The 16,469-nt window shown below is 70.1% G+C and carries 11 protein-coding genes; 3 read left to right on the top strand and 8 right to left on the bottom strand.

Annotation, left to right across the window (positions count from 1 at the left end):
* Nucleotides 1-53: 53 nt before the first annotated feature.
* Both AC3IPM_RS19425 and AC3IPM_RS19420 read right to left on the bottom strand, forming a co-directional pair.
* Complete coding sequence (locus tag AC3IPM_RS19425; protein ID WP_489301860.1) at nucleotides 54-803, bottom strand: MlaE family lipid ABC transporter permease subunit; 750 nt, start codon at nucleotides 801-803, stop codon at nucleotides 54-56.
* Entirely contained in the window at nucleotides 803-1,591 is a 789-nt protein-coding gene (locus AC3IPM_RS19420) for an ABC transporter ATP-binding protein (protein ID WP_489301859.1), read from the bottom strand. Before AC3IPM_RS19420 ends, AC3IPM_RS19425 begins: the two co-directional genes overlap by 1 nt.
* 210 nt (nucleotides 1,592-1,801) lie before the next feature.
* Here AC3IPM_RS19420 and recC point away from each other — a divergent pair, with 210 nt between their 5' ends.
* Genes recC through recD form a run of 3 tightly spaced genes read left to right on the top strand, consistent with a single transcriptional unit; the run spans nucleotide 1,802 to nucleotide 10,703 of the window.
* Nucleotides 1,802-5,146, top strand: coding sequence for an exodeoxyribonuclease V subunit gamma (gene recC / locus AC3IPM_RS19415; protein ID WP_489301858.1), 3,345 nt, complete (start codon nucleotides 1,802-1,804; stop codon nucleotides 5,144-5,146).
* Nucleotides 5,143-8,811, top strand: coding sequence for an exodeoxyribonuclease V subunit beta (gene recB / locus AC3IPM_RS19410; RefSeq protein WP_489301857.1), 3,669 nt, complete (start codon nucleotides 5,143-5,145; stop codon nucleotides 8,809-8,811). Before recC ends, recB begins: the two co-directional genes overlap by 4 nt.
* Nucleotides 8,808-10,703, top strand: coding sequence for an exodeoxyribonuclease V subunit alpha (recD, locus tag AC3IPM_RS19405; RefSeq protein ID WP_489301856.1), 1,896 nt, complete (start codon nucleotides 8,808-8,810; stop codon nucleotides 10,701-10,703). The genes recB and recD overlap by 4 nt, the downstream gene beginning before the upstream one ends.
* A gap of 13 nt (nucleotides 10,704-10,716) precedes the next feature.
* Here the strand turns inward: recD and AC3IPM_RS19400 are convergent, their stop codons facing one another.
* The 6 genes from AC3IPM_RS19400 to AC3IPM_RS19375 form a co-directional block, all read right to left on the bottom strand.
* Nucleotides 10,717-11,112, bottom strand: coding sequence for a hypothetical protein (locus tag AC3IPM_RS19400; RefSeq protein WP_489301855.1), 396 nt, complete (start codon nucleotides 11,110-11,112; stop codon nucleotides 10,717-10,719).
* 76 nt (nucleotides 11,113-11,188) lie between these two features.
* A complete protein-coding gene (locus AC3IPM_RS19395) occupies nucleotides 11,189-13,237 on the bottom strand; it encodes an FUSC family protein (protein ID WP_489301854.1) in 2,049 nt (682 codons plus the stop codon).
* Between the two features lie 5 nt (nucleotides 13,238-13,242).
* Nucleotides 13,243-14,700 carry an efflux transporter outer membrane subunit gene (locus tag AC3IPM_RS19390; protein WP_489301853.1) on the bottom strand — a complete coding sequence of 486 codons (1,458 nt, stop codon included), beginning with the start codon at nucleotides 14,698-14,700 and terminating at the stop codon, nucleotides 13,243-13,245.
* Nucleotides 14,697-15,605, bottom strand: coding sequence for an efflux RND transporter periplasmic adaptor subunit (locus AC3IPM_RS19385; RefSeq protein WP_489301852.1), 909 nt, complete (start codon nucleotides 15,603-15,605; stop codon nucleotides 14,697-14,699). The genes AC3IPM_RS19390 and AC3IPM_RS19385 overlap by 4 nt, the downstream gene beginning before the upstream one ends.
* Nucleotides 15,602-15,811, bottom strand: a complete 210-nt coding sequence (locus AC3IPM_RS19380; RefSeq protein ID WP_019183984.1) for a DUF1656 domain-containing protein — start codon at nucleotides 15,809-15,811, stop codon at nucleotides 15,602-15,604. Before AC3IPM_RS19380 ends, AC3IPM_RS19385 begins: the two co-directional genes overlap by 4 nt.
* Before the next feature lie 84 nt (nucleotides 15,812-15,895).
* Complete coding sequence (locus AC3IPM_RS19375; RefSeq protein WP_489301851.1) at nucleotides 15,896-16,351, bottom strand: MarR family winged helix-turn-helix transcriptional regulator; 456 nt, start codon at nucleotides 16,349-16,351, stop codon at nucleotides 15,896-15,898.
* Between the last annotated feature and the right edge of the window lie 118 nt (nucleotides 16,352-16,469).

Here is a 16,469-nt window from a genome sequence, read left to right as displayed (position 1 = left end):
CCGGAGCGGGTTTCATTGCGTAGCCGTCATGCGTACCCGCCAATGGCGGGTACCTAGGTGAACATCATTGCCGACAGCACGAAGTTGAACATCAGCACCAGCAGCGAGGCGTTGACCACCGCGCGGGTGGTGGCCACCGAGGTGCCTTCGATGGTCGGCTCGGCATGGAAACCGACATAGGAGGCCACCAGCGCGGCGGTACCGCCGAAGATCGCCGACTTCAGCATCGCCACGCCGAAGTCGTCCCAGAAGTCCACGCTGTTGCTCAGCGCCGACCAGAACACCCCGTTGTCCAGGCCGAGCACATGCACGGCCTCGAAGTAGCTGGCACTGATCGCCAGCGAGCAGAAGATGCCGGTCAGCAGCGGCACGGTCAGCACGGCCGCCCAGAAGCGCGGCGCCACCACCTTGGCGATCGGGTCGATCGCCATCAGCTCCAGCGCCTTGATCTGGTCGGTGGCGCGCATCAGCCCCAGTTCGGCGGCGATCGAGCTGCCGGCGCGGCCGATGAACAGCAACGCGGTCAGCACCGGGGCCAGTTCGCGGTACAGCGACAGCCCGAGCAGGGTGGACAGCGCATCGGCCGCGCCGAAGGTGGTAAGCGTGCGGTAGCCCTGCAGGGTCAACACAAGGCCGACGAACGCGCCGCCAACAGCGATGATCGGCAGCGAACGCGCGCCGATCTTGTAGATTTCGCGTGTGAGCTCGGCCAGGAAGTCGGCGGTCGGCAGTGAGCCGCGCAGCACCGTCAGCGAGAACAGGCCGGCGCGGCCCAGCGAGCGGGTAGCCTCAACGAACGGCATCAGGCCACCTTCGCGCGGGGCGCGGCATCGAATGCGATCGGGCCATCCGGCTGCCCGTGCAGGAACTGGCGCAGCAGCGGGTCCTGGCTGGCATCCAGTTCGGCCGGGCTGCCCTGGAAGACCACGCCGCCGTTGGCGATCGCGATCACCTGGTCGCAGATCGGCAGGGTCTCGTGCACATGGTGGCTGACGATGATGCTGGTCAGCCCCAGGCTGTGGTTGAGGCGCTGGATCAGGCTCATGATCACGCCAGAGGCGATCGGGTCCAGCCCGGTCAGCGGCTCGTCGTAGATCATCAGCGGCGGGTCCAGGGCCAGCGCGCGGGCCAGCGCGACCCGGCGCGCCATGCCGCCAGACAGCTCGCGCGGCCAGGCATCGGCGACGGCCAGCAGGCCCACCGCGTGCAGCTTCATCTGTACCAGCCGGCGCAGCACCGCGGTGGGCAGGCGGGTATGCGTGCGCAGCGGCAGGGCGACGTTCTCGGCCACGGTGAGGTCGGTGAGCAGGCCATTGCCCTGCAGCAGCACGCCCACGCTCTTGCGCATCTCCAGCAGCGCACTGGCGCCGGTGGGGATGGGCTTGCCGAACAGGGTGACATCGCCGGCGGCCGGGCGCAGTTCGCCGGTCAGCGCCGCCAGCAGGGTCGACTTGCCGCTGCCCGACGGGCCCAGCACGGCGGTGATGCTGCCGCGCGGGACCGACAGCGAAACGTCGCGCAGGATCGTACGACCGCCGCGATCGATACGCACGTTGGACAACTGCACCAGACTTTCTTCGGAAGCCGTCATGGACGCCATTAACAAAATTCCAACGTTGTAAGATCGTGGTGAACGGCTGAACATAAGCGAACTGGACCGTGCAGTATTCTGGCATGGCCGCCGCGGATCGCCGCTGGCCGGGGCCGCAACACACCGTGTCGGCCGCCGGCATCGACGTTTTCGACCCGCCGACAGTACGTCCAGCTACGGGATGGACGGCCGCTGCGGCACACTGTGACAATGACCGACGCTGTTGCCGATTTCCGCCTGTACCACTCCAATTCGCTCGACGTCCTGGCCGCGCTGCTGGCCCGCACGGTGCGCGAGCCGGTGGCCGGGCAGTCGATTCTGGTGCCGGAGGTGGTGCTGATCCCGCAGGTGGCGATGCGCCGCTGGCTGCAGTCCACCCTGGCGGCTGAGTATGGCATTGCCGCCAATCTGGAATTCCTCACCCCCGGTGAGCTGGTGGCCCGCGCGCTGAACGCCAATGTGCCGGGCGAGCACGACGACCTCACCGCGGCGGCGCTGCGCTGGCGGCTGTACGCGGCGCTGACCGACCCGGCGCTGATGGCCCAGCCGGCGCTGGGTGCGCTGCACAGCTACCTGTCCGTGCACGATCCGCTCAAGCCGTGGGCGCTGGCCGGTGAGCTGGCGGCGGTGTTCGAGAAGTACCAGGCCTGGCGCCGCGACTGGCTGCTGCGCTGGGAGGCCGGTGCCGATGCGCAGGACCCGCAGGCGATCCTGTGGCGGCATATCGCCAGCGGGCACCAGTACCGGGCGCGGCGCATCCACGCCTACCTGGAACGCTTCGAAGGGGCTGGCCGGCCGTTGCCGCAGGGGCTGCCACCGCGCATGTTCGCCTTCGCCACCTTGAACGTCTCCCCGGACGTGCTGCGTGTGGTGGCCACCCAGGCGCGGGTGGGCACCCTGCATTTCTACCTGCCCACCCCCACCCAGGCGTACTGGGGCGACCTGCAGACGCTGGCCGAGAAACTGCGCAGCGGCGCTGCCGACCCGTTCGGTGAAGCGGCGGGCGAGAACCGGCTGCTGCAGGCGTGGGGCGCGGCCGGGCGCGATTTCATGGCGGTGCTGGGCAGCTATGAAGTGGTGCACCCCTCCGGGGAGATCGCCGCTTACGACGATCCCGAAGACGATGTTCGCCCTACCCTGGAACACGGCGGCTTGTCCGACAGCCTGCTGCACCGCCTGCAGCGCGACCTGTTCCACCGTCGCGGGTTGCCCTCCGGCATGCTGCGCCCCGCACTGCTGACCAACGACCCGAGCCTGCAGGTGCACGCCTGCCACACCCGCCTGCGCGAACTGCAGGTGCTGCACGACCAGCTGCGCGGGCTGCTGCAGGACGCACGCTTCGATCCGCCGCTGCAGGCCCGCGACATCGCCGTGCTGGCGCCGGACATCGATCCCTACGTGCCCTACCTGGAGGCGGTGTTCGGCGGCCGCAGCGGGGGCGATGACCACATTCCCTATGCGCTGGCCGACACCAGCCCGCTGGCCGGCGAACCGCTGGCCGATGTATTCGTGCACCTGCTGGGCCTGCCGGTGTCGCGCTTCGGCTTGAACGAAGTGCTGGACCTGCTGGCCAGCGGCCCGCTGGCCGAAGCGGCCGGGCTGGATGCGGCCGCGTTCGACCGGCTGCACGACTGGCTGCAGGCAGCCGGCGCGCGCTGGGGCCTGGACGCCAGCCACCGCGCCCAGCACCAGGCGCCGAGCGATGATGCGTTCACCTGGCAGTTCGCGCTGGACCGGTTGCTGCTCGGCCACGCCAGTGGCGGCGATGGCGATATCGACGGGGTGGCGCCGTGGCCGGAGCTGGAAGGCAGTGCGCTGGATGCGTTGGACCGGCTGCTGCGCCTGTTGCGCGTGCTGGCGCGCTATCAGCGTGTGCTCGGCGAGGCCCTGACCCCGGCGCACTGGCGCCAGCGCCTGCTGGCATTGCTGGAGGCGCTGCTGCCGGAGCCGCCCAGTGCGCCCAGCGGCCAGCGCGCGCTGGAACGGCTGCGCAAGCTGGTCAACGAATTCGCCCGCGACGCCGAGCGCGCCGGCTTCGACGCCGCGGTGCCGCCGGAAGTGGTGCGCGCGCATTTCGCCGGGGTGCTGGCCGAGGCCGACACGCGTGCGCCGTTGCTCACCGGCGGGGTCAGCTTCGGGCGCATGGTGCCGATGCGCCTGTTGCCGTTCCGGGTGATCTGCGTGCTCGGCCTCAACGATGGCGACTTTCCGCGCCGCGATCCCGCCGCCGGGCTCAACCAGCTCACCGCCGAGCTCGGCACCGACAAGCGCCGGCATGGCGACCGCTCGCTGCGCGAGGATGACCGCTTCCTGTTCCTGCAGCTGTTCGCCTCGGCGCAGGACGTGTTCTATCTCAGCTACCTCGGCGCGGATCCGCGCGATGGCAGCGTGCGCGAACCCTCGGTGCTGGTCAGCGAGTTGATCGATGCCGCCGCCGAGTACCACCAGGATCCACCGGCCGTGGTGCGCGCGCTGACCGTACGGCATGCGCTGCAGCCGTTCTCGCCGGCGGCCTTCGGTGGCGGTGACGAGCCGCGGCGTTTCAGCTATCGGCGCCAGTGGTACCCGGCCGCCGGAAGTCTGGGCAGTGCGCGGCGCGCGCCGCCGGCCTGGTTCGAACAGGTACTGCCGCCGCTGGACCCCGGCCCGGACCCGGAGTTGTCACTGGATGGCCTGCGCCGCTTCCTGTCCGACCCGGCCGGGCAGTTCCTTTCGCAGCGGCTCGGCCTGCGCCTGCCCGATGCCCTGGACAGCGCCGATGACCTGGAGCCGCTGGTGATGGCTGGCCGCGGCCGCGAGCAGCGCCAGCTGCAGCAGGCCGTGATCGAAGCGACCCTGCACGGCGACGACACGCCCTTGTACCCGCGCCTGCGCGCCCGTGCGCTGCTGCCCTCCGGCGCACTGGGCGAACGCCAGTTCCAGGCATTGCAGGACGAGACCCGGCCCTATGCACGGGCATTGGCGCAGTGGATGGATGCCTCGGCCGCCGACAGCCGCCGTTACGAGGTCCAGATCGACGGCCTGCGCCTGCATGGGCGGGTGGACGATATCCATCCGCACGGCATCGTGCGCCTGCGCCCGGGTGGCCTCAATGGCCTGGCTGCGATCCGTCATGGCCTGGACTGGCTGCTGGCCAACGCGGCCGGCGATGCGCTGCCACTGGTGCAGTTCCATGATGGCGGCGATGCCGGGCTGGGCCCGCACGTTCTGCCCGCGCTTGCCCCGGCACAGGCCAAGGCCGCCCTGCGTGCGCTGCTGCAGCTGCGCGAGGACGGTCTGCGCGCGCCGCTGTGGTACGCGCCGTACACGGGTTGGGCGATCTACAACGCGCCGGCCGCCAAGCGCGAGGCCGAAGCACGCGGCCAGTGGCACGGCGGCGACCGGCGCTGGGCCGAGGCCGGCGAAGCGGCGTACCAGCTGGCGCTGCGCGGGCGCGATCCGTTCACCGATCCAAGCCATTACCAGCAACTGCTGCACAACAGCTTCGTGGTGTTCAGCGCCGTACGCGAGGGCCGCGTATTCGGCGGCTTCCACGATGACGGAGCCGCCGCATGAGCGCCCCCGTTCTACTCGACGATCCTTACCTGGCGCTGCCGCTGGAAGGCGTGCAGCTGATCGAGGCCAGCGCCGGTACCGGCAAGACCTTCACCCTGGCTACGCTGTTTACCCGACTGGTGGTGGAGCAGGGCTGGCGCATCGGCCAGATCCTGGCGGTGACCTTCACCGATGCCGCCACCCAGGAACTGCGCAAGCGCATCCGCGAGCGCCTGGCGCTGGCCGCGCAGCTGGTGGAGCGCGCGCCGCACGCCGACGACGGCCCGGACGTGCTGCTCACCCGCCACATCCTGCAGCGCCAGCTGGCGCGCGGCGAGGAAACCCCGTCCGCGCTTGCGCGGCGGTTGCAGACCGCGGCCGACGAGATCGACCTGGCGGCCATCTTCACCATCCATGGGTTCTGCACGCGGGTGCTGCGCGAGCATGCCTTGGAAAGCGGGCATACCTTCGACCCACCCACGCTGTTGCCCAGCGAACGCGAACTGCACGACCAGCTCGCCGCCGACCTGTGGCGGGTACATGCCAATGACCCGGCCACGGTTGAGGCGCTGACCCGGCTCTGGAGCGGCGGCCCGGAGGCTTTGGCGCGCGACCTGTCGGCGTTGATCAAGCCGCTGCCGCTGGTGCCGGCGCCCTCCACACACGGCGGTGGCGAAGCGCTCGGCGAGGATCTCGCCGCCACGCTGCAGGCGGCTGCCGAACAGCTGGGGGCCGCCATCGACGCCCATACCGAAGAGGCGCAGGCACAGATCGCCAGCGCCTTCGATCGCAAGGTGTTCGATGGTCGCCGTGCCAAACGGCCCAGTTTCGACAAGGCCTTCGACGCGCTGTTGGCCGGCCGCGAACGCCTGGCGTGGGTGCGTGAGGACAAAGGCCACCTGGGCAAGCTGCTGCCGGTGCAGCTGCTGGCTTTCTGCAAGGAAGACCAGCAGGGCCAGTGCCCGCAGTCGCCGTTGTTCGATGCGCTGCAACGCTGGTGGCATGCCGCCGATGCGCAGGCGCAATGGCAGCGCGCGCAGGCCGTCGGCTTCCTGCACCAGTTGCGCGCGGAAGCGCGTGCGCGCCTGGCCGAACTCAAGCGGGTGGGCCGGGTGCAGACCTATGATGATTTGATCGATGGCGTGGCCGACGCGCTGGAAGGCCCACACCGCGCCGCGCTGGTGCAGCAGCTGCGCGCGCAGTACCGCATTGCGCTGGTCGATGAATTCCAGGACACCGATGACCGCCAGTGGAGCATCTTCCAGCGCGTGTTCGGCGATTCGCCGGAAACCCGCGCGGCCGGGCTGGCCCCGGCGCTGTTCCTGATCGGTGATCCCAAGCAGGCTATTTATGGCTTCCGCGGTGGCGATATCCACACCTACCTCAAGGCCAAGCGCGATGCCGTCGCGGCGCCCGCGTTGAACCGCAACTTCCGCTCGCGCCCCGGCGTGCTGCGTGCGCTGCAGGCGCTGTACGACAACGCCGGCGAACAGGCCTTCCTGGAAGCGGATATCGGCTTTGAACCGGTGCTGCCGGGCAGCACCCGCAGCGATGCGGATTACCTGCGCGATGACACGCCCGCCCCCGGGGTGACGCTGCGCCTGCTGCGCAGCGCCGACGGTGCCGAGCTCAAGGCCGATCCGTCGCGGCAGCAGGCCACCGACGCCTGCGTGGCGGCCATCCACCAGGTGCTCGGCGACGCCCGCCAGGGGCGCGCGCTGCTGCAGGGCAAACCGGTGCAGCCCGGTGATATCGCAGTGCTGGTACGCCGTCACCACGAGGCCACGCGGATCCAGCAGGCGCTGAGCGTGGTGGGTATTCCGGCGGTCGCCGCCGGCAAGCAGAGCCTGTATGCCACCGCCGAGGCGCGCGAGCTGCGGGTGCTGCTGCTGGCGTTGCTGCAACCGGCCGACGAGGGCCGCCTGCGCACAGCGTTGTCGACGGTACTGCTGGGCGAGAGCGCCGCCGCGATCGATGCGATGGAGCGCGACGGCGACCCGCAGCGCCGCTTCCAGACCTTGTTGCTGCTGTGGCGCGAGCGCTGGCTGCGCGGCGGACCGTTCGCGGTGATCGCCGATCTGTGCGCCGAGCATGCCGAGCGCCTGCTGGGCCTGCTCGATGGCGAGCGCCGGCTGACCAACTATCTGCAGCTGGGTGAGCTGCTGCAGCAGGCCGCGGGCCAGACCCTGGGCATGCATGGCCTGCTGGATTGGCTGCAGGCACAGATGGCGCACGCCGACCAGGACGATGAGCAGCAGCTGCTGCGGCTGGAATCGGATGCGCGCCGCGTGCAGATCATCACCCTGCACAAGAGCAAGGGGCTGGAATACCCGCTGGTGTTCCTGCCCTTCATCGGCATCGATGGCGGCGCACCGAATACCGATGCGCACTGCACCGTGTATGCCAACGGCCGCCGCGAGCTGCACTGGAAACTGGACAAGGACGAGGCCTGGAGCCAGGCCGCCAGCCGTGCCGCGCAGGAGCAACAGGCCGAAGACGCGCGCCTGCTCTATGTCGGGCTGACCCGCGCCGAGCACGCGCTGTGGATTGCTGCGGGCGACCTGGCCGGCATGGCACGCACCCGCCTGGCGCCGATGCTGGCCGGGTTGGACGCGCTGCGTGCGCACCCGGACATCGCCGTGATCGAAGGCCCGGCCGAACAGCGTCCGCCAGCGTTGGCGCTGGAACGCGAAGGCGTGCTGCCGCCGGTACGCGCGCTGACCCGACGGGTGCCGCACGACTGGTGGGTCTACAGTTTCACCCAGCTGGCGCATGCCGATGCCGGCCATGACACCGATGCCGCGGCGACCGAAGCGCCGGCGCCCGCCGCCGACGAACCGGCCGGCCCCGAGCTGGCGCTGGAGGCCGAGACGCCGGTGGCGGCGGCCGATGCTCCGGCCGACATCGATCCCCGCTTCATGGGCAGCCGCTTCGGCAACGTGCTGCACGATGCGCTGGAGAACACCGACTTCGCACAATGGGCGCATTGGCACGCCGGTGATACGGCACCCGGCGAGGAAGCCGAGGTGCTGCGCGAATCGCTGCGCAGCGAAGGCTATGCCGACCTGGATCTGGAGGACGGCGTGGCCGTGCTGACCCCGCTGGTCGGGCAGACATTGACCGTGCCGCTGCCCGAGGGCGGTGCCTTGCATGGCCTGGCACCGGAGGCGCGACGCGCCGAGATCGAGTTCCACTTCGCCATGCAGCCCACCGCGGTGCCGGCGTTGCTGCAGCTGCTGCACCGCTACGAGCTGGTCCGTGATCGCCATGGCTTCGGCACGCGCCGTCAGCTGGAAGGGCTGATGACCGGCAAGATCGATCTCACCTACGTGCAGCACGGGCGCTGGTACGTGCTCGACTACAAGTCCAACCGCCTGCCCGGCTACGACGCGGCCCGTTTGAAGAGCGCCATGCAGCACAGCGAGTACGACCTGCAGGCCTTGATCTACACCGTGGCCCTGCACCGCTGGCTGCGCTTCCGGCTGGGCGCGCAGTACGACTACGAACGCGATATGGGCGGCATCCGCTACCTGTTCTGCCGCGGTCTGGATGCGACCGATCCACTGGCCCCGGGGCTGTACACGCACCGCTTCGATGCGGCGCTGGTCGATGCGCTCGATGCGCTGTTCGCCGGTGGCGGCCAGGCACATGCCGCGCTGGTGGCACGCGCGCGGGGTGAAGCATGAGCCTGCTCACCGCGCTGTATCGCCAGGGTGCCCTGCGCACGCTGGACCACGCACTGGCGCAGAGCCTGCGTCGGTTGCAGCCGCAGACGCCGGACAACGTGCTGGCGGCCGCTGCACTGGCCTCGCTGGCAATTGCACAGGGCCATGCCGGCCTGGATCCGCACCAGCCACAGCGCCTGGTCGACGCCGGCATCGATTGGCCCGATGCCGACCTCTGGCTGCAGCAGCTGCGCGCGTCGGACTGGGTTGATCAGCCCGCGCACGCCGATGCCGTGGCCGCCGATACGCCGTTGGTGCTGGAGAACGGCCTGCTCTACCTGCGCCGCTACCGCGAGTACGAGCGTCGGCTGGCGCTGGGCCTGCAGCGCATCGCCGGGCACCCGCTGCCTGCCGCGGAACCGGCAGCCTTGGCCACGTTGTTTGCCCAGCTGTTCCCGCAGGCGCGCGAAGGCATCGACCATCAGGCGCGGGCCGCGGCCATCGCATTGCGGCATCCGCTGGTGCTGGTCACCGGCGGCCCCGGCACCGGCAAGACCACCACCATCGCGCGCCTGCTGGTGCTGCTGGCCGCACAGGCCGCGCAGTCCGGCCAGTCGCTGCCGCGGGTGGCATTGGCGGCACCCACGGGCCGCGCCGCCGAGCGCATGGCCGAAAGCCTGCGCCAGGCGGTGCAGCGGCTGCGCCTGGTCGGCATCGACGCGGGGCTGTGCGATGCCATGCCCAGCACCGGCACCACGCTGCACCGGCTGCTCGGGGTGATTCCCGATTCGCCACGCTTCCGCCACCACGCCGACAATCCGCTGGCCTATGACGTGATCGTGGTCGACGAGGCCTCGATGATCGACCTGCCGCTGATGGCCAAGCTGGTCGATGCGATCGCCACCGGCACCCGCGTAGTGTTGCTGGGTGATCCGGACCAGCTGCCCTCGGTGGAAGCCGGCGATGTGCTCAGCGCGATCCTGCAGGCCAGTGGTGATGGCCTGGGCACCCAGGCCGAGGATGTGGCGCCGTTGCGCCCGCTGCTGCGCGAAGACGTGCTGCAACCGCTGGCACCGCCGCAGGCCTTCGCCGGGCGGCGCGTGCAGCTGCAGCGCGGTTACCGGCAGAGCGATGACCTGGCGCTGGCACCGTTGGCCGCTGCAGTGCGTGAAGGCGACAGTGGCTTGGCCCTGCAGCTGCTGCGGGGTGGCCAACTGGCGGGCGTGCACTTCCACGAAGACCAGGGCGATCCGCTGCAGCAGCACCGCGAGGCCCTGCTGGCGCATTGGCGCAGGCTGGGCGAAGCCGCCGACCCGGCGCAGGCACTGGCCGATGCCGGTCGCCTGCGCCTGCTCACCGCCCTGCGCGAAGGCCCGCAGGGTGCGCGTGGCCTGAACGCCCGGATCGAGGCGTTGTTGGCGGGCGCCGCACGGCCAGGCGTCGGCCCCGGCTACTTCCACGGCCGCCTGCTGCTGATCACCGAAAACAGCTACCGCCACCGCCTGTTCAACGGCGATATCGGGATCTGCCTGCGCAGCGCCGAGGGCAGCATGATGGCGTGGTTCCCGGGCGACACCGCCGAGCACCCACGCGCCTTCCATCCGGCCGCGCTGCCGGCGCACGAAAGCGCCTTCGCGATGACCGTACACAAGGCGCAGGGGTCTGAATTCGATGCGGTCTGGTTGCAGCTGCCACGTCGCGACAACCGCGTGTTGTCCCGCGAGCTGGTCTACACCGGCATGACCCGGGCACGGCAATCGCTGCATGTACTGGGCAGTGCGGACGTACTGCAGGCCGCGTTGGGCCGGCATGCCAGCCGCTTGTCCGGCTTGGCGGCGCGGCTGCAGGGGGGCGAGGCCGTGCCGGTCCTGGAGGGACCGGCCACGGCGCCCGCACAGGGTCAGTTGTTCTGACCCTGCCGTTGACTTACTCCGGAATCACCACGGTGCCATCGGGAAACACGATGGCGCCGTCACCGCTGACATCGAAGAAGCCCAGCTGGTGGGTATTGGCCAGCACCTGCACCAAGCCATGCGCGTTCTCGGCCACTTCATCATCGAACGAGGCGTAGATCACGTGCTGGCCGACGCTGTAGTCGGTCACTTCGGGGCGCTCATCCTCGTCATCGGCCAACGGGCCATCCATCGGCGGGAAATGCTCGACGAGCGCGGCGAAGAACGCCTGCAGCGCCGGCACCGACACGGCCGCATCGTCGTAGTCGTGCGTCTCTTTCCATTCAGTCTGGGCGTCGTACCACTCCAGGAATGCCGCCGCATCGCGCGGGGCCACGGCGGGGTCGAACACCATCATGTCGTAACTCATCGGGGGGGCCTTGATTGCTTCAGTAGGGGGAATGGGCCGCAGGATACGCTGATCGGCGCGACGCGGCCGGCACGGTTCAGCGCGCAGTGGGCAGCGCGCCGGCGTCTTCAGCACGGGCCACCACCGCGGCGGCCTCCGGGAACAGCGCATAGCGCAGCCCCAGCACGCCCATCAGCGCCTCATCGCGTGCCTTGCCCGGGTCCACCGTCTGCACCCGCTTGAGCGAGGCCTCCAGCTTGGCCTGCAGGCCCACCGGTGCCGGCAGCGGCCGCCGTTGCGCCACCTGTGCGCGGTAGTGCGCGGCGATATCGTCCAGGATCGCCTCGATCGCCTGCATGCTCGCCAGCGGCAGGCCCTGCCGGGCGCGGCGCAGCTGCAGGATGTTGAGCCCGATGCGCGCCTCGGTGAGCATGTCCACCGAGGCGATGTCGCTGCCTTCCGGGGTGGCGGCCAGGCGCGGGGCGAGCAGGCCGAGCAGGTCCAGCATGCGCGCGGCGAACTGCTGGCGGTCCTGCTGGCCACGGCCTTCGGCGGCCTCGGCCAGCGTGCTCCAGCCCTGCCGCACCAGCCGGCGCGCGGTCCATTCGGCACCCACCGAGCGGAACAGGCGGGTCATCACCACGGCAAAGCCGATGCCGATGAACATCGCCACTGCCGAATTGATGAAACTCTGGATGTTGGCGTTGTAGGTGTTCTGCACGTTCAGCAGCGCCACCAGGTTGACCATCAGCGGCAGCCCGATCAGCGCGGTCTGCGGCTTGTGCAGCAGCAGGCCCACCGGCAGGAACACCACCGCAAGTACCAGTGCCAGGCTGCCGAAGTCGTGCACCGCCGGGAAGATGCCGAACAGATACACCCCGGCCACCAGGCTGGCCACGATCGCCCACAGCAGGAACGACAGCATGCTCGGTGCCGGGTCGTCCTGCGCGGCGAAGAACGCGGCGGCCACCGCGGCCATCATCGCGCCATTGCCACCGCCCTCCCAGCCCAGCCCGATCCACAGCGCGCAGTAGGTCATCAACGCCACCCCGGCGCTGGCGGCTGAAAACAGCGCCATGCCGTAGTCGACGTGGCGGTTGTGGCCGATGCGTTTGGCGCGGATCCGGTAGTGCGCGGTGTCGCTCGGAGCGCTGCCGTTTTCGATGGCCTGCTGCAGCGCACTGCAGTCCTGCCACAGGTCCACCAGTTCCTCCAGGCGCAGCAGCAGGGTGACCAGCAGCAGGTGGTCCAGTTCGCCGTCCACCGCGGGTTTGAGCGCCAGGATGCGTCCGCGCAGCGCGGCGTATTCGCTGGCCGTGCTGTGCCCGGGCTGCTCCAGCCACTGCGCGATGTCGGCCACCAGCGGCTCCAGCCCCGGCGGCAGCGCGCGCCCACCGGCGCGCAATGCGCCCAGCCGGTCGGCGATGGAGGACAACACCGGCAGCATCAGCAGCATGCGCTCGCGCAGCCGCTCCATCGACACCGCCGCACCAGCATGGCGCGGATCATCGCGACGCAGGAACTCGATCAGCGCCTCGAACTGCACCAGATCGGCGGCCAGCCGGTTGCGTGGCGCATGCGCGTTGCCGCGCAGCAGGATCTGCCGGCACCACTGCGCGGCATCGCCCATCCAGTTGCCGATCCGCGAACGCAGCATCGGCTGCACCGAGGTCGGGAAGAACAGCGAGGCGAACAGCACCGCCACCACCGTGCCCAGGATGATCTCCTCGCTGCGCGCCACCACCGTGTCGAAGATGGTGTCCGGCGAAGTCACCGCCGGAAAACCGATGAAGGCCGTGGTGTAGCCGGCCAGCAGGAACGCGTAGCCACGCGGGCCGCGGTTGAGCAGGGCGATGAACAGGCACGCCGACAGCCACAGCGACATCGCCGCGCTGAGCAGCAGCGGGGTTTCCACCAGGTGCGGCAGCATCCACAACGTGGCCGCACCGGCAATCAGCGTGCCGATGATGCGGTAGGCGCCCTTGGCGCGGGTGGGGCCGAGCATCGGCTGGGTCACGATGTACACCGTGGCCATTGCCCAGTAGGGCCGCGACAGGTTGCCGGCCAGCCCGATGTACAGCGCGGCCAGCGCAGCCAGGAAGGTCTTGATCGAGAACAGCCAGGCGGATCGGTCGCGCAGCAGCATGGGGGTTACCTCGACGCCGTCCCGGTGGCCACGGCATCGGCATTCCAGCCACCGCCGAGCACCAGGAACAGCTGGATCTGGTCGCGCGAGACCTGCGCCTGTGCGGTGGCCAGGGTGGCATCGGCACCGGCCAGGGTGCGGTCCGCATCCAGGCTGGACAGGTAGGGCGTGCGCCCGCCCTGGTACAGCCGGCGGTTCTGCGCGGCGGCCAGTGCGGCCTGCTGCTGCGCGGTCTGCAGCGATTGCAGCCGTTGCAGGTCATGCGCGTAGCGGCTCAGCGCGGTCTGGGTTTCGCGCAACGCCTGCAGCACGCTGTGGTCGAACTCGGCCAGCGCCGCATCGGCACCGGCTTCGGTGGCGTGGATGCGCGCGTGGGTGCCCGAGGAGGGCAGCGTCCAGGAAATCAGCGGCCCGAGCGACCATTGCTGGGTGAGCGGTTGGCCGAAGTCGGACAGCAGCCCGGCCGCACCCACCGACGCACCCAGGCGGATGTCCGGATACAGCTCGGCGGTGGCCACGCCGATCCGCGCGGTGGCGGCGGCGAGACGGCGCTCGGCCTGGCGCACATCGGGGCGGCGTTGCAGCAACGCGCGGCCGTCGCCCACCGGCAGCGGCTGGGCCAGGGTCGGCGCCTGGCTGCACGCGGCCACGCCGTCGGGCAGCTGCCCGGGGGTGTGGCCGAGCAGGGCGGCCAACTGATATTCGGAGGCCTGGCGCTGGGCGCGCAGCGGCGGCAGCGCCGCTTCCAGCATCGCCACCTGCGCGTTGGCGCGGGCCAGTTCGGGCGGCGTGCCGCGGCCGGCGTTGATCAGCCGCTGGGTCACCTCGCGGCTGCGCTGCTGCAGCTGCAGGGAGTGTTCGGCCACATGCAGCTCGTGGTTGGCATGGCAGATCTCGACATAGCTGCCGGCCACCTGTGCCACCAACGACACCCGCGCCAGGTCCATCGCCGCGGCGCTGGCCTGCTCGTCGGCGTGCGAGGCTTCGGCGGCGCGCTTGAGCTTGCCGAACAGGTCGAACTGGTAGGACACCGCGAACTTGCCGTCGGCCAGGTTGATCGGCGGCAGTTCGTGTTCGAGCAGGAACGACTCGGCCGACAGCTGCGCGCGGCTCACACCCGCTTCGGCTTCGTACTCGAAGCCACCGGCATCCAGCGCCTGCTCGTACATCGCCGCCGCGCGGCGCAGGTTGGCCGCGGCCACCTTGAGCTCTACGTTGTCACGCAGCGCCTGCTGCACCAGCGCGTTGAGGGTGTCGTCCTGATACAGCTCCCACCAGCGCGCAGGCAGCGCGGCACCGGCCGCCACCTGCGGGTTGCCGGTATCGATGAAGGCCGCATTGGCCTCCGGCCGCTGGAACGCCGAACCGGCCGGCACCGCGTAGTCCGGGCCCACCGTGGTGCACGCGGCCAGGCTGGTCAGCGCCAGCCCCAGCAGCAGCGGGCGCAGCAGCGGGCGGCTCACAACGCCGCCTGTGCCGGGTGCGCCGGCGTGGCCGTGGCGGCATCGGGCTGGATGGTGACGGTGGCGGTGCGCCCGGCAATCAGGTTCACGCCCGCAGGCACCTGGTCAATATGGATGCGCACCGGGATGCGCTGCGCCAGCCGCACCCAGTCGAAGGCCGGGGTCACGTTCGGCAGCAGGCTGCTGCCTTCGCTGCGGTAGCGGTCCTCGATGCCGGCGGCGATGCTCTGCACATGGCCCTGCAGCGGCTGGGTCTCGCCCATCAGGCGGATATCCACCTTCTGCCCGGCATGCACGCCACGCAGGCGGGTTTCCTCGAAGTAGCCATCCACCCGGAACGAACCGGTGTCCAGCACCGCCATCACCGGGCGCCCGGCCGTGACGTAGTCGCCGGCGCGCACGGTGCGGTCGTTGACGTGGCCATCGCTGGGGCTGCGCACCTCGGTGCGGGCCAGGTTGAGCGTGGCCAGGTCGACGGCGGCCTGCGCGGTGGCCATGGAGGCCTGTGCGGCCTGCAGCTTGGCGCGGCGCACTTCGGCGTCCTCGGCGGCCACCAGGTCCTGCAGGCTGCGGTCGCGGGCGATCTCGCGGCGCAGCTGGTCCAGCGTGGCGCGGCGTTCGCCCAGGGTGGCGCGGGCCTGCTCCAGCGCGATCTCATAGCGCGCCCGATCCACCACGAACAGCACCTGGCCGCGTTTCACCGGCTGGTTGTCGGCCACCTTCACCGCTTCCACCAGCCCGGACACATCCGGCGCCACCTGCACCACGTCGGCACTGACGTGCGCATCGCGCGTCCACGGCTCATCCATGTAGTACGCCCACAGGTGGCGCAGCACCAGCACGGCGGCCAGCACCGCCACGACGGTCAGCACGACCGGGAAAGCACGCTTGAGGGTCTTGTTCACGATTGCATCCAACGCATCAGGGAAAACAACCCGCCGAGCACGATCACGTACACGGCCAGGTTGAACAGGGCGGGGTGCCAGATGTGGCGGTAGGCGCCGGTGCGCTGCAGGACCACGCGCAGCCCGCTTTTCAGCAGGTACGCCAGCAGCATCAGCCCGAGCAGGGTCGGGACGAACACACCATAGAGACTGAATTCACCGTACATCGAGGCAGAAGTTCGCAGGGAAACGGAAAGGGGATCGCCCCGGCATCGCTGCGCGGCACCGGGGGCACAACGGGGGGCGTGGGCTTACGTCACGCGTTCGGCGGCGTCGGCCAGCAGCTGCCACAGCTTCAATACGGTGCGCAGTTCGTCCACGGTCAACTCGCCGAACACGCGCTCGCGCAGGCCGATCAACTGGGTTTCCAGCTCGCTGACCAGCGCCTCACCCTTGTCGGTGAGCCACAGCAGGTTGGCGCGGCGGTCGCTGGCGTCGCATTCGCGGCGGACCAGGTCACTGGCCGCCAGCTTGTCCAGCAGGCGCACCAGCGACGGCCCTTCCATGCCCAGCTGCTGGGCCAGTGCGACCTGGCGGATACCCCCGCCGGCGCGCCCGATCAGCAGCAGCGGCATCGTGCACGCGGCCGAAATGCCGTAGCTGCCCAGGGCCTGGTCGGCCAGGCGCTGCCATTGCCGCCCTGAATGGAGCAGGCCGGAGCTGAGCTGCATCTGCAGCTGGGTGCGTTCGTCGAGGGAGCGTTTCATGGCAGATAGATAGGATACTACTAATTCGCTTCCTATCAATACCCCCGGCATAACCGTGGCCCAACGCCGGGCCTGACGGGGCGGGGCCAGGACCCTTGGCGGGGGACGCCCGAGGGCT

It is taken from the genome of Stenotrophomonas sp. GL_111 (assembly GCF_057835245.1).
Note: the sequence above shows the minus strand (reverse complement) of the source record. Positions and strands in the feature narration are given on the sequence as shown.